Origin of the sequence: Methylococcus mesophilus (assembly GCF_026247885.1) — a bacterium.
GTDB classification, from domain to species: Bacteria; Pseudomonadota; Gammaproteobacteria; order Methylococcales; family Methylococcaceae; genus Methylococcus; species Methylococcus mesophilus.
In genome coordinates, this window is sequence record NZ_CP110921.1 from 2,306,741 (window position 1) to 2,331,221 (window position 24,481).

Consider the following 24,481-nt stretch of genomic DNA (forward strand, 5'->3'; position numbering starts at 1 on the left):
TTTGAGAGCGGCGCTCTTTTGATAAAAGGAACAGACTATGAGTCGTGCCATTCCCTATACCTGTGGCGCCATCGCTCTGGCCGGTATCATTTCCTGGTCAGAGATGGAACTGGCGTCCCAGGGTTTTCGTGCAGGTTCGGTATCAGAGACTGGCTCGCAGGTGAGCACGGATAAGACCGTGGCGCCCCCCTGGGGTAACACCCATTTAGAACAGTCCGACGACAATCAGCCTTGGCCACGCCTGGAAAAACAACTACGGCAATTGCAGCAACAGATTCAGATCCAGCAGCAGACGCTACAGAAACAACAGAATGAGATCGCGCGCCTTACCCACGCCCTGGCGACGGCCGCGCCATCCGGCACCACGGATCAAGAAATCAGCAATGCGCCGGCACAATCCGATGAAGAGCGGGAGCAAGCTCGATTAGAGCGATTGGATGGGGAGTTCGCCCAACAGAAAGACGATCCCGAGTGGAGCATGGAGGCGGCAAGTCAGATCGTATACACGGTGGAGAAGGTGCTTGACGATCGCGAAGGGGGCACCACGAAAGGTACGTCCCTGGTAGATGCAAGCTGTCACGCCACGTTATGCCGGATAGAACTCGCCGTGGAAGACATGTCGGCGCTCAGCAGCTTTGCTCAAGAATTTCCCATACAGCTTGGCTGGCAAGCAAGCATCAACCAAACGGTTACCCATAATCCGGATGGCAGCGTCGGAAGCATCATTTATGTTTCGAGAGATGGACATGATCTTCCGGCAGAAGAAGGCAGTTATTAATGATAACGAAAGTAATGGCATATACATCCATCTCCCTCTGGGAGATGGCCCAATTCCGTTAAGTTAAGCCGTCATACCGGCAGGGATTGCCGGTATCCAGGCCACATGGACGTGAAGGGCTTTCGCCATCCATGGCTTCTGGGTTCCGGCATTCCCTGCCGGAACGACGAGTTTTTTCTTAACTTAACGGTATTGGGAGAGGGCCGGGGTGAGGAAGGCCGGTATATGGCATTACTTTTTTAATTCTTAGTAGCAAGGTAAGGGCAACACGGAGTTTGAGTTTGCATGAGCAACAAGTCAGGCACATCCAGCCAGATCATCGGTCTGCCGCAGGGCGGGGGGGCTTTACACGGCATCGGCGAGAAATTCGCTCCCGACCTGCACACCGGCACCGGCAACTTCAGCGTGCCGATCGCCCTGCCGTCCGGGCGCAATGGCTTTCAGCCCCAGCTCAGCTTGGTCTACAGCACCGGCAACGGTAACGGAGCGTTCGGCCTGGGTTGGAGCTTGAGCCTCCCCGGCGTGATGCGGAAGACCTCCAACGGCCTGCCGCGTTACGACGACCGCAAGGACACTTTTGTGCTGTCCGGCGCAGAGGACCTGGTGCCGGTGGATATTCAGCCCGGCCTGACCCGTTACCGCCCGCGCACCGAGGGCCTGTTCGCTCGCATCGCCCATCGCCGCGACGCGGCGCAGGACTACTGGCAGGTCGACAGCAAGGACGGCCTCACCAGTTTCTACGGCTCCCCGGCCAAGGCCGGGCGCGATCCGGCGGCGATTACCGCCCCCGACCACGACGGCCGGGTTTTCGCCTGGAAACTCAGCCGCACCGTCGATCCCTTCGGCAACCGCATCGACTATCTGTACGAGCGCGATGCCGAGCAATCCGACGGCCCGCATCGATGGGATCAGGTGTATTTGTCCGAAATCCGCTACGCGGACTACGGGGACCCGGCCAATCCGCAGTTCCTGGTCCGGGTGAAATTCCTTTACGAACAGCGCCCGGACCCGTTTTCCGAATACCGCGCCGGCTTCGAGATCCGCACCGTGCGCCGCTGCACTCGCATCGAGGTGTACACCCAGGCAGACAAGGAGCGGCTGACGCGCACCTATCATCTGGACTATGCGGACCGACAGCCGGCGATCGCCTTGCCGCTGAACAAGGCCTCGCTGCTGCACCAGGTCCGAGTGGAAGGGCACGACGGCGAGCAGTCGGAATTCCTGCCGCCGCTGGAGTTCGGCTACAGCCCGTTTACCCCCGACGCGCAAAAGTTCATCGCCGTCACCGGCCCCGACCTGCCGCGGGGCTCGCTGGCGCGGCCGGAATACGAGCTGGCGGATCTGTTCGGCAACGGCCTGCCGGACATCCTGGAAATGAACGGCACGGTGCGCTATTGGCGCAACCTGGGCGAAGGCCGCTTCGACCGCCCGCGGGAGATGGCCGAGGCGCCGGGGGGCCTGCGGCTCGCCGATCCGGGTGTGCAGATGATCGACGCCGACGGCGATGGCCGCATCGATCTGATGGTCAGCCGCCCCGGCCTCTCGGGCTATTTCCCGCTGCGCTTCAACGGCCTGTGGGACCGCAAGTCCTTTCAGCCTTACCAGGCCGCGCCGAGCTTCGCCCTGGAAGACCCGGAAGTCAGACTGCTCGACCTGACCGGCGACGGCGTCACCGACGCGATCCGCTCCGGCAGCCGGCTCGAATGCTTCTTCAACGACGCCCAACAGGGTTGGAATGAAAGCCGCAGCGTGGAACGCCAAGCACTGGCGGTTTTCCCCAACGTCAACTTCTCCGATCCTCGCGTGAAACTGGGCGACCTCAGCGGCGACGGGCTGCAGGACATCGCGCTGGTGCATGACGGGCATGTCGACTACTGGCCCAGCCTGGGCTACGGCAACTGGGGAAAACGGATTTCGATGCGCAACGCCCCACGGTTTCCCTACGGCTACGACCCAAGACGCATCCTGATCGACGACGTCGACGGCGACGGGCTGGCCGACCTCGTCTACGTGGACGACCGCAAGGTACTGCTGTGGATCAACCAGGGCGGCAACGGCTGGAGCGATCCCGTCGAGATCACCGGCACCCCGCCGGTCTCCGACATGGATGCGGTGCGCCTGGTCGACCTGCTGGGCACCGGCAACCGCGGCCTGCTGTGGAGCGCCGACGCCGACGGGTCGAACCGGCCGCACCTGTTCTTTCTGGATTTCTGCGGCGGCGTCAAACCTTATTTGCTGACCCGTACGGACAACCACCTGGGCAGCTTGACCCGGGTCGGGTACACCTCTTCCGTCCATTTTTACCTACGCGACCAGCAGCGCCCGGCCAGCCGCTGGCAGACCCCGCTGCCGTTTCCGGTGCAGGTGGTGGCCAAGGTCGAGGTCGTCGATCAAATCTCGCAAGGCAAGCTGACCACCGAGTACGCCTACCATCACGGCTATTGGGACGGGGCCGAGCGCGAATTCCGCGGTTTCGGCCGAGTCGACCGGCGCGACAGCGAGGTCTTCGCCGACTTCCACGGCAGCGGCCTGCACGGCGGGCAAGCCTTCGAGACGGTGGCTGCAAGCCGCTTCTCGCCGCCTTTGGAAACCCGCACCTGGTTCCATCAGGGGCCGGTCGGCGACGAGTTCGGCGACTGGACGGAACTGGATTTCAGTGCCGAATACTGGCCCGAAGACCCGCCGGCGCTGGGCCGTCCGCAGGCGATGACCGAGGCGCTCAATACCCTGCCCCGCCGCCGCAAGCGCGACGCCTTGCGGGCCCTGCGCGGCAGCGTGCTGCGCACCGAACTGTACGCGCTGGACGGCACGGACCTGCAACACCGTCCCTACACCGTCACCGAAGCGCTGCACGGGGTGCGCGAAGAAGTGCCGCCGGCCGACGGCGAGCGGCAGCCGATCTTTTTCAGCTTCGCCCTGGCGCAACGGACCACGCAATGGGAGCGCGGCCAGGAGCCTATGACTCAGCTCAGCCTGATGGGCGATTACGACCAATACGGCCGTTTGCAGTCGCAGTTCAGCGTGGCGGTCCCGCGCGGCCGGGATTACCGGGTCGCCGCCCAAACGGCGCAGCCGTATCTCGCCACCTACGGCGAAACCGGTTACCTGCAACGCGACGACGCGCAGCGCTATCTGATCGACCGGGTCGCCAAAACCAGCAGCTATGAAATCCTCAACGACGGCAAGCTCCCGGTATTGGCCTTGTGGGATACGGTCAGGAAAGGCAACGCGGCACGCCAATTGATCGGCCAGACCCTGAATTTTTACGACGGCGCGGCCTTTCAGGGCCTGCCGCTCGGCCAGTTGGGCGCATACGGTGCCGTGGTGCGCACGGAAAACCTGGTGTTACCCGAGGCGCTGCTCAGGGAACTGTATCGCAGCGGCGAGACGGTGCTCGATCCGCCGGAGCTTCCGCCGTATCTGAAACCCGGTGCGCCGGCCTGGACCGGCGAATATCCAGCCGAGTTCCGCAAACTGGCAGCGCAAGCGGGTTACGTCTATCGTAAGGGCGGCGCCAATGCCGTCTCGGCGCAGGGCTTTTTCGCCATCACCGCGAGCCACCTTTACGATTTTCAGCTCGGTACCGCCAACGGCAAAGGCCGCGGCCTGGTCTTGCAACAGCACGATCCGCTGGGGCGGCGCTCGGTCATCGCCTACGACCGTTACGAACTGCTGCCGGAGCGGGTCATCGATCCGCTCGGCCTGAAAACGGAAGCCAAATACGATTATCGGGTATTGCAGCCGGAAGTCGTCACCGATGCCAATCTCAACAGCCGCCATTTCCGCTACACGCCGCTCGGCCTGCTGCGCGCGGTCCGGGTGCAGGGCAAAGCCAATGTCGTCGAGGGCGACCGCCAACGGCCCGGCGTGGAGCTGAGCTACGACCTGCTGGCCTTCAGCGAACGCAGGCAGCCGGTGTCGGTACGCACCAGGCAATACCAGCATCACGACAGCGATACCGACGTGCCGCTGCCGCAGCGGGACGAGACCATCGAAACCGTCGAATATTCCGACGGCTTCGGCCGGCTGCTGCAGACCCGCGTGCAGTCGGAGGACATCCGCTTCGGCGATCCCGTATTCGGCGGCGGCATCCTCCCCGCCGATCAGGCCGACGACCGGACCACCCGCGAAGCATTTTCCGGCGTGCGCAACACCGACGCCGCCCGCCCCAACGTGCGGGTCAGCGGCTGGCAGATCTACGACAACAAGGGCCGGGTGGTCGAAAAGTACGAGCCGTTCTACGGCCGGGGCTGGGATTACGCCGCGCCGGGCGAGGCGGAGTTCGGCCAGAAGGCCGTGATGACTTACGACCCGCGCGGCCAGGTAGTCCGCACTCTGAATCCGGACGGCTCGGAGCAGCGGGTGATCTATGGCGTTCCCGCCGATCTGGCCAAACCCGAGGATTTCGAACCGACACCGTGGGAGGCCTATACCTACGACGCCAACGACAACGCCGGCCGCACCCACGCCGAGGCCGCGCAAGGCTATGAATCGCACTGGAACACCCCGGCCAGCATCGCCATCGACGCGCTGGGGCGTACGGTCGAAGCCACTGTCCGCAACGGCGCCGATCCCAAGGATTGGTATGTCACCCGCTCCGCCTACGACATCCGCGGCAACCTCCTCAGCATCACCGACGCGCTCGGGCGGGTGGCGTTCCGCTACGGCTACGACCTGGCCAACAGGCCCTGGCGCACCGACAGCATCGACGCGGGTTTGCGCCGCGCGGTGCTGGATGCCATCGGCAATCCGATCGAAAACCGCGACAGCAAGGGCGCACTGATCCTGCACGCCTACGACGACGGCAACCGCCCCAACCGGCGGTGGGCTCGGGACGGCCTGAACCAGCCGCTGACGCTGCGCGAGGTCCTGATCTACGGCGACCGGCCGGAATCCGGACTGACGGTGGAGGCCGCGCGGAAACTGAACCTGCTCGGAAAGCCGTACAAGCATTACGACGAGGCCGGACGGATCACCGTGCCGGCCTATGACTTCAAGGGCAATCCGCTCAGCCAGACGCGCCAGGTCATCGGCGACACGGCATTGCTGACGGCCTATCGAGACGCCGCCGAACGCCGGTGGGACATCGCGGCGTTCCGGGTCGACTGGCAAGCGCCGGCGGGTATCACGCTAGAAGCCCACGCCGAGACCCTGCTTGACGGAACGGCCTACGAAACCCGTACCCGATACGATGCGCTGAACCGCGTCAAGAGTCTGCGCTATCCGCAGGATGTGACGGGCCAGCGGCAGGAACTGCAACCGGTGTACAACCGGGCTGGCAGCCTGGCCCAGGTGAAGCTGAACGGGGAAACCTATGTGCGGGAGATCGCCTACAGCGCCAAAGGCCAGCGAGTACTGATCGCCTACGGCAACGGCGTCATGACCCGCTACGGCTACGACGACCGCAGCTTCCGCCTGCTGCGGCTGCGTTCGGAACGCTACGGCCAGTCCGAGGCCGGAGGCTACCAGCCGGTCGGCGAGGCGCTGCAGGACTTCGCCTATCGCTACGACCTGGTGGGCAACATCCTTGAAATCCAGGACCGCACCCCGGCCAGCGGCATTCGCAACAATCCCGCCGCCGCCCTGGCCAGCGGCCCGATCGCGCAATGGCTCGGCTCGGGCGACGCCCTGATCCGCCAGTTCGAATACGACCCGATCTACCGGCTGTTGTCCGCCACCGGCCGCGAATGCGACCAGCCGCCGGAATCGCCGCCCTGGCTGGACCTGCCGCGCTGCACCGACCCGACCCGCACCCGCGCCTATACCCAGCGCTACCGCTACGACCCGCTGGGAAACCTGCAGCAGTTGCAGCATCAACTGGCCGGCGGAGCAGTGAACCGGGATTTCGCGACCGTCGCCGGCAACAATCGCCTGGACAGCGTTTCCATCGGCCAAAACGTCTATCGCTACGCCTACGACGCCAACGGCAATATGATCCGGGAAACGCTCTCCCGGCAGTACGACTGGGATCACAGCGACCGGCTGAAGGCTTTCCGCACCCAGACCGAAGCCACGGAGCCTTCGGTGCATGCGCAATACCTCTACGACGCCACCGGCATGCGGGTGAAGAAACTGGTACGCAAGCAAGGCGGCCAATACACCGTCTCGGTCTACGTCGGCGGAATCTTCGAATACCACCGCTCGGCACAGGGAGCCACCGTGCAGGAAAACAACACCCTGCACGTGATGGACGACAAGTCGCGCATCGCAACGGTCCTAGTCGGCCCCCCTTTCCCCGACGATACCACCCCGCCGGTCAAATACCACCTCGGCGACCACCTCGGCAGCAGCCACGTGGTCATAGCTGGCGACGGAACCTGGCTGAACCGCGAGGAATACACCGCTTACGGCGAAACCAGTTTCGGCAGTTTTTCCAGGAAGCGTTACCGGTTCACCGGCAAGGAAAGGGATGAAGAAAGCGGATTGAATTACCACGCCGCCAGATATTATGCGCCTTGGCTTGCAAAATGGATCAGCGCCGATCCGATTGGGTGGAAAGGCGGGGTAAATCTATTCGCTTACTGCAGCGGCAATCCAACCAGGCTGATAGACCCGAGTGGCCATTGTGGCGATGACTGGGAGTTCTGCAATCCTTTTGACGACGATTGTGGACTCGATACCATCGTTGAAGTTCATGACGAAGTTTTCAAGACCGATGACGCCATTGCCGGATTTGGCGATACAGCATCGTTTGGATTGACAAAAAAAATCAGAAGCGCCGCCGGCAGAGACAGCACCATCGATTATGACAGCCTTCAATATAAGGGCGGGCAAGTAGCCGGCTACGCACATGGAGTGGCCATGGGAGGGCTTGGACTGGCCAAATCGGTAGGAGCGATGGGCGTTGCAAAGACCGCCCAAGCTGCGTTTGTTATGCACGTGGCTACAAAAGGTGTGGGGCATGCAGCGGACTTCGTAGACTCCTCGGGATGGACCAAATCCATTGCCCAAAACCTCATCAACTACCTCCCCCTGGCATTTGGAATGCTAACGAGAGGCGGCAGACCACCAAGCTCTCCTTTTAGTTTCGCGACTAACGAAGCATGGATCTACAAGGGGAGAGTCATTCGTATTCTAAATACCCCCCGGGGTCCTCAGGCTTATTATCGAAGAACAGGCGGAGGCTCGCAAAGCCCTGACGGGGCCCAAGAAGGTGACTGGGTTCCATTCGAAGGCATCAATCCGTGGCAGATATGTAAACCCCGCCACGTCACGAATCCTGACCCATCCATGCCGCGACAGCTACGGGGATGGGGAAGCGAGCAAGCGAAGGCGGCTGGCGACTGGGCGAAACAACAGTATGAAACAAATCCTCCGGCGATGCATGACGTTGGGGACGACTGGGGTTTGATACAGCAAAGAATCGAACAAATTGGCGTTCCAGTCCAATTTCCAATGTATGGCGGCACGAGAGCTCAATAGGACTTGAGTGAGAAAATGTCAATTATCTCGGCATCACGAGAAATGTGGACAACCAATACAAACAGCTTTCACAAATCACACCGGAGAACCCAATGCCAACTGTAGTGTTACGCATATTATCCCCGACAGCCGGGGCCGAGGTGGATGAGCAAAACCTCTTCGTAAGCGGCGATTTCGTCTTCTCCCAAGACGATACCGACAGCGGTATTTACGATCCGAGACTCGAGTGGGCCTGGGTTACCTTCGGCGTGGGAGGGCCACGGGTTCAAGCGAGAATAACCAGTTCGTACACCTGGGAATGCGTCGGGTCGGTTGGCGCCGGCCTGGCAAGCGGACAGCCTTTCACCCTCACCGTCGACGCCATGCTGAGCGTTCACGAACAACGGGGCGGTGGCCAGAACGAACCCCCGGATCATTACGACTATGAGTGGGAGGCTCAAGGCTCGGTCAACGTGTCCGCCAAGCAGAAACCTCCCAGATTGTCCGTTGCGTTTGCATCGCCCGTCGTGACCGCGACCCTGCCCTATCCCTTCAAGTTTTCCGGCACGGCGAGCAACGACTATTCGGGTATGACGGCGGTGCGCTTCCGCATCGACAACGGGCCTTTTTCAGACGTGGACAATCCAAACGGCGACTGGAGCGTCTGGAGCAAGACTGTCGAGTTGGAGGCCGGTTCATTTCAGCTGACGGTCGAAGCCACCGGCGGGGGGCCTCATCAGCTCAAGACCACGTCCGTTAATACCATTGATATCAGAACGCCGTTCGAGCCCACCGATGTCGACCAGGTGTTCGCCAACACGACCTATCTGCGCGAGCTCATCGACTTCGCCGCTCGCCAGATCAGGATCGGCACCGGCCGTGGACCCAGCGCGCAGGTACTGGCGAGTCGGTTTTTTCAGCCTTACGACAAACTCACGCTCCCCCCGGCCTTCGAGCAGGCTAAACAGCCGATCCGGCAAGCCAGGATCGCGATCGAAGTCTTACGTCGAATGCTGAATCCACCGCCCCCGGTGGAAATCGAAGAGCGCTTTCGCTTCAGCGCGTATCAAGCGCTCTTGCGCGAACTCGGCACTTCGTATGACGAACTGCGGCTGGCCCGGCTGGCGAACCAGCCAGACCGTCAGGCGCTGGCGGCAAGGCTCGGGTTTTCACTGGAAGCGAGCCGCCCGGACCGGCTGGACCGCATTACCCTGACACCGGAGACGGTCAATGACGCCCTGTTGGAGGAACTGTTCGGATTCTTGCCGACCCGGCCGGACGACGCCCTTGAGCCCCCGACCGTCGAGCCGCAGTTGCCTCTCTGGAGAGCGAGCACGCTGAAAGAACGATGGCTCGCCGACGATGCCCGCAGTCGCGATGGGGCCGACGGCTATGCACCGATCATCGATCCGGACCTCATCGACCAGGCTCAAATAAGACGGCACACCGCGAGCAATCCGGCCTATTCGTTGTGGACTGACCGCCAAGCCTGGATCGCCGCTACGCGAACGGCTATCGCCCGGGAAGGCGCCGAGCAAACCGAACCGCTGATGAGGTTCGATCAAGTGGTCGGACAATTCATCGGGACTATCGACTTGCAGGCCCTCGGCGGCCGAGATGCCCAAGGGGAGGATCTCTCCGCCGAGTTGCGGCAATACGCTTTGGATTCGGCGGCATTCCGCTTTCTGGTACGCAGCCGGGCTTTGCTGGCCACCGGCACGTTGCTGGAGTCCGAATGGCAAGACTTGTTTGATATCGCGCTGCAAGCTCAGAAGCGTCGGCGCTTCCAGCAGTGGCGCACCGAGGAACACCAGTCCAGCTTGATACTCGAACCCGGCATCTTTGCAGCCGGCGACAGCGAACCGGCAACGCCAATTCCCGATTGGCGCGGTTCCAGACTCGCTTTGTCGCAATGGCGCCACACCCTGCTGGCCAGAGCGAGGCAATGGGACTCCTTGGAAACCGGTTACCGGGCCGTGCTGGCGGGGGTCGAGGCTCAAACCTTGCCGGAATTGCGCGACGCCTTGCTCGATGTGATCGGCCAACGGCAAACCCCGCCCGAAGCGGCGGACGCGACCGCCGAACGGCTGAGCCGGGAGTTGTCGATCGACTTCCGGGCTCATTCAAACACCCAGACGACTCGCGTGGATCAGGCCATCGAAACCCTGCAGGGTGCCTTGTTTGGGGTGCGTACCGGTCGCTTGGCAGCGGCGGGCGACGGAGTCTGGAGCCTGAACGAAGCCAGTTTCGATGCGGAATGGCCGTGGATGGGCAGCTACCGGACCTGGCTGGCGGCAATCCAGGTATTCGCCTATCCGGAAAACCAGTTGTTTCCCAATCTCTATGTCCACGACGGACATTTCTTGAAACCTACCGCGGCCTTCATGGGCGCCGAAGGCCTGATCGCGAAACTGCGCAAAGCGGCGAAACTCACACCGGAATTGGCGAGAACCTTCGCCGCGGACTACATGGCCAGTCTGCGGACCGAAGTTGCCGAAGCGCGCGCCAAGCTGCCTGCGGACTTTGTCCTCACCGATAAACAAATGTCGGAGGAGGAATCGGAACAGCGCAGGGCATTGATCGCCAGCTTGTTCAAGGACTATTCCAATCCCCCTACGGCGACTACCGACCCCGCCGCGATTCCGCAGTACCTGCACGAGATCTTCTGGCTGGTACCGATGGCACTGGCGATGAGACTGCAGGATGAGCGCGAATATCTCGTGGCATTGGATTGGTATCAAACCGTTTATGCCTTCGATTCGCCGATCGCCAAACGCAAGCGCTACCCCGGCCTGACGATGGAAGCCGGGATTCCGACGTCCTACAGCCGGACTCCGGTATGGCTGACCGAGGAACTCAATCCGCACATCGTCGCCCTTACTTCGCTGGAGGGCCAGTTGCTGGTCGGCCGCAAGCATGTGTATACGCGGTTTACGGTGATGTCCATCGTGCGCTGCTTTCTCGCCTACGCGGATATGGAGTTTTCCAGAAACTTCGCCGAGTCGGTGACCAAGGCGCGCGCACTCTACGAGACGGCCATCGACTTGCTCGGCATCCCCGAACTGGAGCCGGAGACCGGGGACGAAATTCCGTTTCCGGCCAACCCGGTTTGGACGTCTTTACTCCTGCATGCGCGAGCGAATCTGGCGAAGATCCAGCACGGTCTGAACATTGCCGGCATGCGCGCCACGCTGCCATCGTCCGATCAAACGGCCACATTCCTTCCCAGCCAGTACCGCTACGCCTTCTTGCTCGAGCGCGCCAAGAATCTGGTGGGCGTTGCGCAACAGGTGGAAGCGACATTTCTGGCGGTGCTGGAGAAGCGCGATTCCGAAAACTACACACTGAATGAAGCCAGGCACGGCGTTCAGGTCGCCGGGACTTCCATCAATCTTGCCGATCTGAAAGTAGCCGACGCAGGTATCCTCGAGCGCGAAGCCGAATTACAGAAGGAGAAGGCGGAGGCACAATTCTCCAATTACTCTGAACTCATCAACGATGGCTTGAACAAATGGGAAACGGCGACGCTCGCCGCGATGAGGGCCGCGGTAGCCGGCAGACTTGCGAGCCTGTTATTCAGCTATACCCCGACCAATCTGATTGAATTCGGAAACACGGCCGGCAAAGCGGCCGATCTGGCCTCGGCTACCGCCCAACTCACGCAATTGCAGGCCAGCTTCGAGCGCCGTAAGGAAGAATGGCGACTGCAGCAGAATCTCGCCGGCAAAGATATGCAGATCAGCCGGCAACAGATCCTGCATGCCCGTAATCAACAACAAGTCGCAAACGAGGAACGCCAGCTCGCCGGCCTGCAACAGCGCCATGCGGAAGCGGTGCTGGACTTCCTGTCCAATAAGTTCACCAGCGCCGAGTTGTTCGATTGGATGAGTGGAGTGCTGGGCGGCGTGTACGCCTACTTCCTGCAACAAGCCACGGCCCTGGCGCAATTGGCCGAGGCACAACTGGCGTTCGAACGCCAGGAACCGGCGCCCGGTATTGTGCGCGCCGATTACTGGACTGACAGGGTGGACATCAACACCACCGCCCAACCCGACCGCCGGGGGTTGACCGGATCGGCCCAGCTGATGGCCGACGTTTTCCGGCTGGATCAGTACGCCTTCGACACCGACAGACGCAAGCTGCACCTGACCCAAACCCTTTCCCTGGCCCAGATCGGCGCCCAGGAATTGCACCGGTTCCGCGAAACCGGGCTATTGACCTTTGCGACGCCGGAAACGCTGTTCGACCGCGAATTTCCCGGTCACTACCTGCGCCTCCTCAAACGGGTCAAGGTGTCGCTGATCGCCCTGGTGCCGCCGACGCGCGGCGTGCGGGCCAGCCTGTCCGCCTCCGGGCTGTCCCGTACCGTGGTGGCCGGCGACGATTTCAAGACGGTCACTTTAAGCCACCCGCCGGAAACCATCGCTTTTACCTCGCCGCTCAACGCCACCGGCCTGTTCGAGCTCGAGCAGGAAAACGGCATGCTGCTGCCATTCGAAGGCATGGGCCTGGATACGGTCTGGCGCCTGGAGCTGCCCAAACCGGCAAATCCGTTCGACTACCGTACGATCGCCGACGTTTTGCTCACCCTGGAGTACACGGCACTGCACAGTTACGATTATCGGCAAAAAGTGGTCCGGGAGCTGGATAGATCTGCATCGGTGGATTGTACCTTCAGCCTGCGCGACCAGTTCCCCGATGCCTGGTACGATCTCAACAACCCCGATCAGGTCGACGCCGAGCGGCGCATGCGCGTCGAAATGACCGTCCGGCGAGAGCGGTTTCCCGTCCATCTCGACAATCTGAGTACCGCGGAAATAAGCCTGTTCTGCGTCCGCGACGACAGTTATTTGCAGGAGTTGCATATCGTCTCCCTGGAACACGCGATCGCGGGAGCCGATACCGTCACCGGCGGCGAGGTCGTCACCCGCGGCGGCATCGTCGGCACCCGCCGCCCCGGCGGCGCGCCCTGGCAAGCCCTAATCGGCCGCCATCCCGCCGGGGAATGGAGACTGCAACTGGAAGACACGGAACCGCTGCGCAAGGCTTTGAGAGAGGGATTGATTCAGGATTTGGTTCTGGTGCTGACGATCGATGGAGTCACCCCGGCGTGGCCCGCGTAGCCTCGTACGAATGATAAAGAAATTAATGTCAGGTACCCCCTCTCCCTCTGGGAGAGGGGCGGTGTGAGGGGGCTCGTATATGGCATTACTTTCTTAACTCTAAGTAACTATCCAAGCTGCCGACATCCCGGCATCAATCCCACCCCATGAGACACTAATGATAAAATTCAGCGTTCTCTACCCGAATAGCAAAGATTCTCGCTTCGACGTCTCGTACTACACGGAAGTCCACATGCCCATGTCCATCAGACTCCTGAGCGCCCATCCTGGCTTCATAGGGGTATCGGTCGAACGTGGCCTTGGCGGCTTATTTCCCGGAGCTGAGCCGGCTTATATCGCCATGTGCCATTTCCTCTTTAATTCAGCGGAAGACTTCATGGCTGCATTCATGCCAAATGCCGCTCAGCTCCGAGGCGATATGCAGAATTACACGGACATCGACCCCGTCGTACAATTCAGCGAAGTGCTCATTTCTCGATAGCACCGTATTGAGCGCATACCGGTCCAACCCATCGCTCCGGGAGCGCCGCTCTCCGGCTAAACGCCATCGAACTTCGATTAACGATAACGGTTATGGGAACAACCAAGCCGAGCGGCACATTCAACCACACAATAATTGACAAACCGATGTGCAACTCAAGGATCCTTGTGGATTTCCAACGGAAATCCACAAGGGTAAGGCGAAATGGCTCGGGCCATCTGCTATTGCTGTTCAAGCAACAAGGTGTCGTTACTTGAAAGAACGGAACTGGGATGTTCAGCTACGGATTACAACATGCTTGATTTTATAGTAATAAATCCCTTTAAACGCACTGCCGGCTCGCGTGCCTCTTCACTTCACACGCGTTCCTTTACGGGAGCCCTCTCATGCTACCCCTGGTACGATCGAACCTGATATTGTCCTGGTTCATTGGCTGAAACATATTACATTTCACGTCATCCGCGATATTGACTTTATAATAGTACACGTCTTTCCAGGAGAATCCGGCCTCGTTGGATACATTACACCTCCAAGTATTCGGTGTCGGATTCACCTCCACCGATCCGCAATTCAAATTCACCGGATAGCTGGTCTCCTGGTTGTCGAACATATTCACCCAAAGAGCTTTCAAGCCCATATGGGCACCGGAGTCGGTGGGACGCATGCCCCTGGCGGGCGGCGCCAAGAGGCTAGGCGCACTGACATCAACCGTACCGGTTGCCGCCGCAGTAGCCACGGTCCAGTTATCGGCAGCAGCTGCCGCAGCCTCGGTCTGTTCAGCTGCCGACAGCGCAAACACATGTTTTCCATGTGCACTGTATGCTGTCTGCTTACCGCCAAACGCCAGCGCGATCAGGTCGAACCAGGGGTTGACAAGCCCTCCCTGCCTCTCGACATCGATCACGATCCGTTCCTGCGGAAACATTTCCGACGCATAACAGACCGCGGTTGCATTGGCCGTCCCAAGGGGTGCCGCGAATCCCGCCATAACGGTCAAGCCGGCCATACCTAAAGTGCCTATAGATCTTTTCATAGCATTACCCTCTCCTACTAACAGCATGTCTATTAATGAATAATGTTGGATCACGAACACCAGACACCAAACCAAAAACCTGAGGCGCAGCAGACACTATCGACGGAAAAGACGAGGAGCTACACGCCCCTCGCACCCACCATCAGTCTATCTGGCTTATCTCTTATGGAAACACTGGATGTTCGGCAGAAATATTGCCAGGGAACCCTTATAAAGTCTTGGACGAGAGCGCGTTCATCCAGTGGATTCTAGTGCAGTCGTCGAGAAGAGCCTGTAACCCTGTTCTAAAGGATGACCAAGACGGATATCTCGAAAAGAACGCCCTTAGGCAGATGACATATTATCGACGCCGTTGCGAGCAACGTGGCAGGAGAGTGGAGGCGACAATCCTGCAGGTCATACCATCTACAGGAACAAAATCATTCGATCTACACGGAAGCCCCGCATTACTCAAAGTCAAGAAATTAATGCCATCTATGCGCGGGCGGCCTGTTCTGCTCTTACCTTGTCGACCAAACGATCACGGCGGGCATTTACCCCACTAGTCCGTTCAACATCTGCGCGTCGTTACGATGTGCCAAGATACCCCGAGGGAGGAACAATGTGTTCCGGGATTCTGGCGTTGTAGCTTACACGTCGAAGTGTCCCCTACGATGGCCGCATGTCTTTGCGTTCTTGGCGTATGAAATACATGTGTGTAAAGGTATCCAGAAGAGCGTGCCCATCGAAGTGCAGTCCTGATGAGAACTCGCGTATTTGAGCGCAGGCGGAAAACTGCGAACAACCATCGAGAAATGGTTTCCCGCTGCGGAGGCCGACGCAAAGCGGCACGACTCTACGATTTGTTCGGGGGTGGATATCTCTGCCAATTTCACCGCGCCGGCTACCCCAGTCGATGCGTCCACTCGACGCTTGGACGGGAACCGGGCGGACGTCCAGCCTTTGTCGCGAAAGCGCCTGCGTAGAACGCTGCGACTCACCCGCCCAAATCAAACGGTTTCCACGAACGCCGGAGGGCCATTCAGGCGAAACTTCGGAAATCTATATCGATTTCGCCTTGCGGATTTCTATCCAAAACCCGCAAGGCGAACATGGGAGAGCCTCAGCCGTCAACGACGACTAATCGAGCACCTATGACCTCATGAGGCAGAAGTCTCGAGGTCTGCGGCAAATCAGCCACCAGATATGGCGGCAAATTTAGTTTCCCGACTGCACTCTTGATTGAAATAGTCGTTCATCCCCATTCTCTTTTTTGGGATCACCGCCATCTTTGCCGGTATTTCCGCGGATTGTAAGCCCAGACTTCCAGATGATTGAACGGTTACTCATTGAGGCATCAACCAATCGGACATTTCTATTTCCCTATATTAGTCATGCTTCCTATTAACGACAGATCAGAAGGGGTGGTGGCCTGGAACATATTGCACCGCACGTCATCCGCCATATTGACCTTGGCATATACCACATTCATGAAGCTGTATCCCAATTCATTAGCGACGCCGCAGACCCATTTGTCCGGCGTAGGACTCATCTCCTTGGATCCGCAATCCAGCGATACCGGCCAAGAGTTGCGCTTCTTTTCGTTGTAAAAGGTGACCCACTCGGCAGATAGGCCCATATGGGCGCCGGTTGCTGTCGGCTGCATCGCATTGACGTTGGGCTGCGTAAACAGATAAGGCGCACTGACGTCCACGGTACCAGTGATCGCCGCGGTGGCCACGGCCCAACCGCCGCCCTGTTCTACTTGTTGGGCGGCCCAGACATGTTTGCCATGCGCGCTGTAAGCCGTCTGTTTACCGCCGAATATAAGGGCGATAGCATCGAGCCAGGGGTTCACGAGGGCTCCCTGTTTCTCGACATCGATTACGATCCGTTCATTGGGAAACGTATTCGACGCATAACAAACGGCGGCCGCGTTAGCGGCGCCAACAGGCACCGCAACTCCGGCCACAGAGGTCAAGCCGGCCATGCTCAAGCTGATTATCGCTTTTTTCACTGTGCTTCTCCTTCCTGCCAGGCAGGGATTCTTGTCAATCTATGTTCAGGGATGAAGAACATCAGATATCGGCTGCCCGTTAAGATTTGTCAAATACCGTCATCCTGGTATTGGACGACGGCCCTGTACGACCAGTACTAAAGGATTTTATAGGTCCAGTCCTTCACGGGAACACCGGATGTTCGGACATGGATAGTGCCATTGGGTGTACTCTTGTTCTTGGACAAACGTGCACAGGAAGATTGGGCTATAGTGCAGCACAGTTGATAGAAATGCGTGTTAGGATTTCGCCAAACATCTGCCAAATCTATTGCGTGCCACAGATGTCTGAACTCTGACAACTTTTAGCACAACGGATTACTTATTTATGGACAACTATCGCAACAGGCCTATTGCAGGATAGACCGCAGCGCCAAATAGTAGGGGTTAGAGCAGGACTGATGTCTGAGGAGGCTATTCCGGGAACTGCCGATTGTTATTTCCCGGAATCGACCAAAGAGGTGCCGAGCGTGCGGAAAGCCCCAGGTGTCTCGCCGAAGCGGCGACGGAATTGGCGGTAAAAATAGGAAATATCGCCAAATCCTGAATCGAGAGCTATGTCCGCTATGCCCAGGTGCTGATAATTAGGATCGGCCAACAATTGCCGAGCCCGATCCAACCGTAGGCGGTTGAGTATCTCCGTGAAACTTTCGCCAGTTTCATCCATCAGATCGAAAAAATATCTTCTTGATATTTTGAGTGTATTTGCAACATCATCGACCGACAGACTCTGACACCTGTAATTTTTTTCAATATAATGGGTCAATGCAGCCCGGCGTGCTGCGCGCACCCCTCCCGCTGCCCCTTCCCTTTCGGCATCTTGGACCTGACCCAACATGAAGATCACGAGATCCAAGATATGCTCGCCGACAAGGCGCCTCAGATCTGGAGTATCACTAAAGTCCCGAATTTCAATGGATTTGAGAAGAGCTTCCAGTAAACTCAGGGCTTTCCGATCACCTACCGGAGCCATCAGCAAACGGTCGGCGCGGGGCAGCCGTTTCAGCAGTACCGACCTGGGAATGCACACACTCGCAAACTCAGCATACTCTCCAAGCGACGCAGAGGAGACAGCTCCTTCCGCTACCACGCCCGTATAGAGCAAAGTGGCCCCAGGACGGTCCAAAACCACTCTCCGCCGGGATTCCGCGTGCTCCCACCGGCCGGCTATATTTATATTGAATGTGAAGTCATCACGCCCATCCTCAGCGACAAGCTTAAGCGTCCTATGATACTTTGCCGACGTCCCTGTACTTCGGACCAATTTTATATCCCCGAGGTCGAGAAGCTGCATCCTGGCAAAAAAGGGGCGCGGATCTGTACGGGATGCGTCCAAGCCAACCATTTTTAATAGAAACGTTTCGCGCCAGACATGGAAGCGATCCTTTTCGGGTAAATCGGCACTGGAGAACACCACACCTTTTCCTGTCATCGTACACCCCGTTTTGCGAATAACCTCTTCAGATTCCGAACAAAATATCCGCTCACAACAACTCCGTGTGCCATTCAGGTAAGCAGATCGAAATCTGTAGCCCGGAGACATCATGCCCAATTGCTGGCGTGATGCGCCCAAGATGGTTTAAGGAAGCGGAATGGCAGCACCCAGCGTAAGACACAGGGCGCCGTCGGCAGCGTTCGCATGTCCGCCGACATTTCCGCGGACGCTCAGTCCCGGTCGGAGAATCAGGCTGCTTGTGATGGACTGCCCTGTTTTCACGGGCCTTATCGGGATCCTCGATCAGGATCTGGCCCGGCGCGTCCGCCCCTTCGACTTCGCTCAGGGCAAGTCGTCCTGTGGCGAAGGCGCTGAGCACCTGGGGGGCGCTGCGGGCCTCCAAACGGTCCAGACTGCCGCGTAAGGTCTTGCCGTCGAGCGCGATCACGTCCGCACCGTCGTCCAAGCGCGTAGCATGGGCGCGAAAATGCGGTGCCTTGGCATTGCAGATCGAACTGTAAGCCGGTGTGCGGCGCCGCCGGCAACCGAAGGCCGCGCGTTCAATGCCGCCTGATGGGTGCGCACGAACTGGTTACTGCACCGGCAGGAGGTCGCGCCGTTCATGATGTCCAACATGCTGAACAGCAGCCTATGCGGCAGGTCGGACAACCGTCCCCGGACACGGCGATGATCCGGGCTCGCCAGCGGCCGTTGTTTGAGGGCAGACGAGGGGAACCTCTTTGAAAATCTGCACTTCTACAGTAATCTCTTTCCATGGAACAACCCTGCGAACTATACTGACCGGTAAATACAGTCGCCACTATACAGACTGTTCTGTATAGCTGCAAGCGGGCACTGTCTTCCTGCATTGAGTCATGACCCGCAACCTGAAAGAACAAATTCTCAAAACAGCTTCTGAGCTGTTCTATAGCCAGGGCATCAAGGCCACGGGGGTAGACGCCATCGTCAAGGCGGCGGGAACGACAAAAATGACCCTCTACAAATACTATCCGTCAAAGGAAGATTTGGTGATTGCGTACCTGCGTAGGCGCGATGTGGACTTCACCCAGTGGTTCGTTGCTCAAATTGATGACAGGGCTGCGCATCCTAGAGACAAGTTGGTGGCGATCTTTGATGTCATTGGGGAATGGATGCAAAAACCGGAATTCAGGGGCTGCGCATTCATTAATGCTTCGGCGGAATTTCCGCTCGAAGACAATCCGGTCCATCGGGTTTCCGCCGAGTTCTACGATAAGTTCAGGGGATACATTGCGGAACTTGCGCGCTCCGCCGATGCGGCACACCCTGACGCTTTAGCGCAACAATTGGCGCTGCTCTTCGCAGGTGCGATCGTATCGGAGCAAATGAAGCAGAACTCGGACGCCATCGTGACGGCTCGTGCCGCAGCAGAAATATTGATCGACTTGGCGCTTCGAGGTCACCCGGAACTATCAAGGTAACACCGGTATTCGCTCAGCAATTGCGATTGATCTCGTGCTGAGTCGGATGATTTTAGTCCTGCGGTGAGTACGCAGCGAACCTACTTCATTCGCTGACGAACCGGATCACTTGAATGCCGGACGAGAAGCCGGGCGCCCAAACATGAGAAGGGCGGGGTTTGGCCGCCCGAAAATATGCGGGCTGAGGGAAAACCGATCGTGGATTCTGATCGATTAAGGAGAAATTTGCGCACGGAGCGCGCCTGGAGTCTCGCCGAAGCGGCGACGGAATTGGCGGTAAAAATAGGAAATATCGCCAAATCCTGAATCAAGAGCAATGTCCGCTATGCCCAGGTGCCGATAATTAGGATCGGCCAACGATTGCCGAGCCCGATCCAGCCGCAAGCGGTTGAGCACCTCCGTGAAACTTTCACCGGTTTCATCCATCAGCTCAAAAAAATATCTTCTTGAGATATTAAGAGCGGTTGCGACGTCATCGACCGACAAGCTCTGACGCCTATAATGCCTTTCCAGATAATGGGTCAATGCGGCTAAGCGTGCTGCACGCACCCCTCCCGTCCGCCCTTCGACGCACTTCTCCTTTCCCAGCATAAATATAACCAGATCCAATATCTGTTCGGTGACAAGGTGTCTCAGGTCGGCGTCATCGCCAAGACTCAGGCTCTCGATCGATTTGAGATAGGCTTCCAGCAAGCTCAGCGTCTTCCGATCAGCTATCGGACTCATCAGCAAACGGTCCGCACGGGGTAGCCGTTTCAGCAGTACCTGTCTGGGAATGCACAAACTCGCTAAATCAACATACTCTCCGAGTGATGCAGAGGAGGTGACTCCTTCCGCCGCCACGCCCGTGTTGAGCAAAGTTGCCCCCCGACCATCCAACACGACTCTCTGCCGGGACGTCGCGTGCTCCCATCGGCCGGATATATTTAGATTGAGTGTGAAGTCATCACGCCCATCCTTGGCGGCGAGCTTGGGCGTCCGATGATACTTGCCGGAAGTTCCTGTAGTCCTGGCTAATTTTAAGTTCCCCATATCGAGAAACTGCACCCTAGCAAAAAAAGGGCGCGGATCTATGGACGATACGTCCAAGCCGACTACTTCCAAAGAATACGTTTCGCGCCAGACATGGCAACGATCCTCTTCCGGCAAGTCGGCACTCGAGAAAATCCCCCATTCACCAACCATCTGCCCCCCTTTTTACTGAGAAACCCCTGCACAAATCCTGCTGCTCAACTAGCCGCGACTGAGCAAAGGAAAGCTGTGACCGCATGAAACGGACCCTTTGATCTGTCACTAAGAGATTTGCCGCGATCTGGTCATGATGGCTAAAGCAGCCCCAAATGTTTACTGTCCTGGACCAGGGATTCCCCTATGATCACACGGTAAGATTTTTGCCCCCCTCCGGAAGGCCCCAGGTGTCTCGCCGAAGCGGCTACGGAATTGCCGGTAAAAATAGGAGAGATCACTGAAGCCCGAGTCGAAAGCGATGTCCGCGATACCGAGGTGCCCGTGCCTCGGATCGGCGAGCAGTTGCCGGGCGCGCTCCAACCGCAATCGGTTGAGCATCTGAGTCACGCCCTCTCCCGTCTCGTCCAGGAGGTAATACAGATACCGCCTGGATATCTTCATGGACGCTGCAATCGCGTCAACCGATAGATTTGGCTCCCTGAAGTTCTCCTCCAGATAGCGCACCAACGCCACCCGCCGAGCGGCGTGCATACCGCCTGCATTCGGCTCCGCCTTGTTTTGAGAGCCGAGCAGGAAGCCAACGATATCCAGAATATGCTCGCCGATGAGCTGGTTCAGATTCGGATCTTGCCCAAGATTTTTTTCTTCTATCATCTTGAGGTAATCCAGTAGCAGCCGGAGCGCCTCCTGGCCGACCAATGGCCTCAGCAGAAACCTCTCGGCTCGAGGTACCCTTCTCAGCAATTTCTCTCTCGGAAGACACACGCTCAACAACTGTTGATGTTCCTGCGAAGAATCAGATGCCAAGCCGCCCTCGGCAGCGGCGCCAAGATTGAACAGCGTTGCGTTTCCCCGATTCAGAATCTGGCGCCCCCTGCTTTGCACGACTTCCCAGGATCCTGCAAAGCAAATGGGCAATCCGATATCGTCGTTTCCATCCGCGGCAACGAGTTTGGAGGTCCGACGGTAGCGAGCACCGGTACTGGTGCTCCAGGCCAGTTTCACGGATCCGAGAAAGCGGAAACTGGCCTGGACGAAGAAGGGTCGCGGATCGGCGTGGAAAATTTCTGCACCAACCATCTTTACCGAAAACGACTCCCGCCATATATCCAAGCGCTCCTTTTCAGGCAAATCGGCGCTTGATATCACCAATTTCCCTTTCTCGTTCATATCACCGCCTGGCCACCAGCAAGTTCTTCTCATTCTGTATGGAGGGCATTTCTCCGAAACCACTCGAGGAACTACCCCGAACCCGGAAAGCCCCCGGCGTTTCGCCGAAGCGGCGACGGAATTGCCGGTAAAAATAGGAAAGGTCACTGAATCCCGAATCAAGAGCGATGTCAGCGATGCCGAGGTGCCCGTAATTCGGATCCGTCAATAGTTGCCGAGCCCGTTCCAGCCGAAAGCGGTTGAGCATCTGGGTGAAACTCTCGTCCGTTTCATCCATCAGGTCGAATAAATATCTTCTCGAAATATTCAGCGCGCTCGCCACATCATCGACCGACAGGCCGGGACACCTGTAATTTTTCTCAAGAAAACTGGTTAATTCAGCCAAGCGCGCAGCGCGCAGCCCTCCTTTCCGCGTCTCACCCTGTGCATCCTGGCCTTGGCCGAGCAGGCAGGTCACAAGATCCAGAATGTGCTCGCCGACAAGAACGCCCAGAGCAGGATCGTCGCCGATGCCCTGGCTCTCTATCAAATTGAGATAAGCCTCCAGGGATCTCAAGGTCTCCTGATGGCCGATCGGCGTCAACACCAAACGGTCGACCTGCGGTAGCCTTTTCAGCAAAACCTGTCGAGGAATGCATAAACTCACGAACTCGACGTGTTCCCGCAACGAGGAAGATACGAGTGCGCCTTCGGCCACGGCCCCGGTATTGACCAATGTGGCGCCGGGACCGTCCATGACGACTCTGCGTCGGGATTGGGTAAGCTCCCAGCGACCCGCCACGTTGATATTGAATGCAAAGTCATCATACCCATCGGCGGCAACGAGCTTGGGCGTCCGGAAATATTTTCCCGATGTCCCAGTACTTCTAGCCACCTTCACGCAACCCAAGTCGAGGAATTTCGCCTTGACAAAAAACGGGCGCGGATCCGTATGGGACGCATCCAGGCCGACCATTTTCAATGAAAACATTTCCCGCCAAATGTGGAATCTGTCTTTTTCTGGCAGATCGGAGCTGGAAAATATCACCCCTCTCCCAGCCATCATGCAACCCCTTTCACTTTCGGATTTTTCATAGTTTATACCCCCCCTTTACCGCCGCGATACGCCCTCTACTGGTCAACGACCCCCTATCGCAAAAATCAGCGCGGATTCAGATAGTAATTAGTCATCCTTGGCCTCGAGCCGGCGCCCTCCATCGCCGTCCCCACATAGTCGACGCAGTAACCTCTGTTGCCCTCGACTCCCCCCTGAATCCATACGGCGCTACCCTTCGACTTAACGTGCGATGTTAGCACGGCATGCCATAAAACCTACGCACTCCTGACCAATCGACGGTTGCACGATCGTCCAAGACCGGGCGGCAAGTCCAATGCTGTCATTGTCACTCCAGAGATCCGGCGGCGCATCCCGCTGAGCGCCACTTCGAACAATAAATCTTCTGCATTATCAATATCTGAAAAGAGAAACCCACCATGTTAGTGAGACTGGCAGCTATATTTGGATTCATGCCGATCGTTTGTACGGGCGCTGGAGAGGCGCGAGCGGCTCTCGACTTCGTCACCGAGAGTGAAATCAGGAATTGCCGATTCCTGAAATCGATCACGGTGTCGTCCCGTTACGGCAAGAACCTTGGGAGCTGGCTGCTTCAGGCAAGAGCCTCCGCATCGAGAGAGGCATCTGCATTGGGCGTAAGCCACATTGTCCTGGGCGATTATAAATCGTCCGGAGAATTCAGCGGAATCATGACCGCCAGTGCGTACGACTGCGGCAGCCGCGCTGAATTACCGGGCCCGGGCAAATAAAATGACCCCGGCAAAGCCGGGGGAGACTTATTGGGTTAGCACCCCAAAGACGCCTTAAAATAGGGAGCCGCTCAAGGCGGCTCCTACAGACTCGCCTTCATCCATTCGTACCGCTCGCGGCGTTGATGCATAGATGGACCAAAGGCAACGTTTCCCTTACCCTCCGCTTTCCTCAGGACGGAACGGCCCCTACCCGAACCGAAATCGGCACGCCGAGGTAGTTCCTGACATTCATCGCGGCGATACGCACATGAACTTCGGTCACTTGGGTTTCGAACAGGGGAGAGGCCAGGCTGCCATCAAATAGTTGCTTGACGCGGTACCTGGCATTTTCCGAGCGCTGTATCCGCATATTTCAACGGCGTCCCCCGGTTGCCGGTAGCTTTCCCCTGCCAGTGATGACGCAAGAAGTCTTCCTCCAACCAAACCGTAACATCGCCGCGCCGAAATAGTGGCCGGTCGTAGTCCGGGCAGTTCGTCACCCGATATTTATCTTTGGGTTTAGCCGTTTGGCTCTCCGGTAACTCCCGCCTCGACACACTCTGAGCTCACTTCAGGTTCGTTGGGCCGCATA

General features: G+C 58.3%; 12 protein-coding genes. 5 read left to right on the plus strand and 7 right to left on the minus strand.

Features of this window, described 5'->3' with window-relative positions:
• The first annotated feature begins 37 nt into the window (after positions 1-37).
• The 4 genes from OOT43_RS10860 (at position 38) to OOT43_RS10875 (ending at position 13,783) form a co-directional block, all read left to right on the plus strand.
• A complete protein-coding gene (locus OOT43_RS10860) occupies positions 38-778 on the plus strand; it encodes a hypothetical protein (protein ID WP_266020599.1) in 741 nt (246 codons plus the stop codon).
• 285 nt (positions 779-1,063) lie between these two features.
• Entirely contained in the window at positions 1,064-8,200 is a 7,137-nt protein-coding gene (locus tag OOT43_RS10865; RefSeq protein WP_266020600.1) for a SpvB/TcaC N-terminal domain-containing protein, read from the plus strand.
• 1,955 nt (positions 8,201-10,155) lie between these two features.
• Positions 10,156-13,302, plus strand: coding sequence for a Tc toxin subunit A-related protein (locus tag OOT43_RS20580; protein WP_394358053.1), 3,147 nt, complete (start codon positions 10,156-10,158; stop codon positions 13,300-13,302).
• Between the two features lie 157 nt (positions 13,303-13,459).
• Positions 13,460-13,783, plus strand: coding sequence for an EthD family reductase (locus tag OOT43_RS10875; protein WP_266020602.1), 324 nt, complete (start codon positions 13,460-13,462; stop codon positions 13,781-13,783).
• A 370-nt stretch (positions 13,784-14,153) separates the two neighbouring features.
• Here OOT43_RS10875 and OOT43_RS10880 read toward each other — a convergent pair whose 3' ends face one another.
• From OOT43_RS10880 to OOT43_RS10890, 3 genes are all read right to left on the minus strand, one after another.
• A complete protein-coding gene (locus OOT43_RS10880; protein ID WP_266020603.1) occupies positions 14,154-14,789 on the minus strand; it encodes a hypothetical protein in 636 nt (211 codons plus the stop codon).
• 1,381 nt (positions 14,790-16,170) lie between these two features.
• A complete protein-coding gene (locus OOT43_RS10885) occupies positions 16,171-16,812 on the minus strand; it encodes a hypothetical protein (RefSeq protein ID WP_266020604.1) in 642 nt (213 codons plus the stop codon).
• Between the two features lie 475 nt (positions 16,813-17,287).
• Complete coding sequence (locus OOT43_RS10890) at positions 17,288-18,283, minus strand: helix-turn-helix transcriptional regulator (protein WP_266020605.1); 996 nt, start codon at positions 18,281-18,283, stop codon at positions 17,288-17,290.
• An 878-nt stretch (positions 18,284-19,161) separates the two neighbouring features.
• Here OOT43_RS10890 and OOT43_RS10895 point away from each other — a divergent pair.
• A complete protein-coding gene (locus OOT43_RS10895) occupies positions 19,162-19,746 on the plus strand; it encodes a TetR/AcrR family transcriptional regulator (RefSeq protein WP_266020606.1) in 585 nt (194 codons plus the stop codon).
• Between the two features lie 213 nt (positions 19,747-19,959).
• Here the strand turns inward: OOT43_RS10895 and OOT43_RS10900 are convergent, their stop codons facing one another.
• The 4 genes from OOT43_RS10900 to OOT43_RS20585 all read right to left on the minus strand — a co-directional run bounded on the left by OOT43_RS10900 (position 19,960) and on the right by OOT43_RS20585 (position 24,446).
• Positions 19,960-20,931 carry an AraC family transcriptional regulator gene (locus OOT43_RS10900; RefSeq protein ID WP_266020607.1) on the minus strand — a complete coding sequence of 324 codons (972 nt, stop codon included), beginning with the start codon at positions 20,929-20,931 and terminating at the stop codon, positions 19,960-19,962.
• Positions 20,932-21,090: 159 nt separating this feature from the next.
• Positions 21,091-22,104: a helix-turn-helix domain-containing protein gene (locus tag OOT43_RS10905; protein WP_266020608.1), complete on the minus strand. Its 1,014-nt coding sequence runs from the start codon at positions 22,102-22,104 to the stop codon at positions 21,091-21,093.
• 1 nt (position 22,105) lies between these two features.
• Positions 22,106-23,074: an AraC family transcriptional regulator gene (locus OOT43_RS10910; protein ID WP_266020609.1), complete on the minus strand. Its 969-nt coding sequence runs from the start codon at positions 23,072-23,074 to the stop codon at positions 22,106-22,108.
• A 1,132-nt stretch (positions 23,075-24,206) separates the two neighbouring features.
• Positions 24,207-24,446: a transposase gene (locus OOT43_RS20585; RefSeq protein ID WP_394358007.1), complete on the minus strand. Its 240-nt coding sequence runs from the start codon at positions 24,444-24,446 to the stop codon at positions 24,207-24,209.
• Positions 24,447-24,481 lie beyond the last annotated feature (35 nt).

Bases quoted from the DNA above. Each gene is read 5' to 3' on its own strand.
- OOT43_RS10860 (WP_266020599.1), top strand. From the start codon at position 38: ATGAGTCGTGCCATTCCCTATACCTGTGGCGCCATCGCTCTGGCCGGT.
- OOT43_RS10865 (WP_266020600.1), top strand. From the start codon at position 1,064: ATGAGCAACAAGTCAGGCACATCCAGCCAGATCATCGGTCTGCCGCAG.
- OOT43_RS10875 (WP_266020602.1), top strand. From the start codon at position 13,460: ATGATAAAATTCAGCGTTCTCTACCCGAATAGCAAAGATTCTCGCTTC.
- OOT43_RS10880 (WP_266020603.1), bottom strand. From the start codon at position 14,789: ATGGCCGGCTTGACCGTTATGGCGGGATTCGCGGCACCCCTTGGGACG.
- OOT43_RS10890 (WP_266020605.1), bottom strand. From the start codon at position 18,283: ATGACAGGAAAAGGTGTGGTGTTCTCCAGTGCCGATTTACCCGAAAAG.
- OOT43_RS10895 (WP_266020606.1), top strand. From the start codon at position 19,162: ATGACCCGCAACCTGAAAGAACAAATTCTCAAAACAGCTTCTGAGCTG.
- OOT43_RS10900 (WP_266020607.1), bottom strand. From the start codon at position 20,931: ATGGTTGGTGAATGGGGGATTTTCTCGAGTGCCGACTTGCCGGAAGAG.
- OOT43_RS10905 (WP_266020608.1), bottom strand. From the start codon at position 22,104: ATGAACGAGAAAGGGAAATTGGTGATATCAAGCGCCGATTTGCCTGAA.
- OOT43_RS10910 (WP_266020609.1), bottom strand. From the start codon at position 23,074: ATGTTTTCATTGAAAATGGTCGGCCTGGATGCGTCCCATACGGATCCG.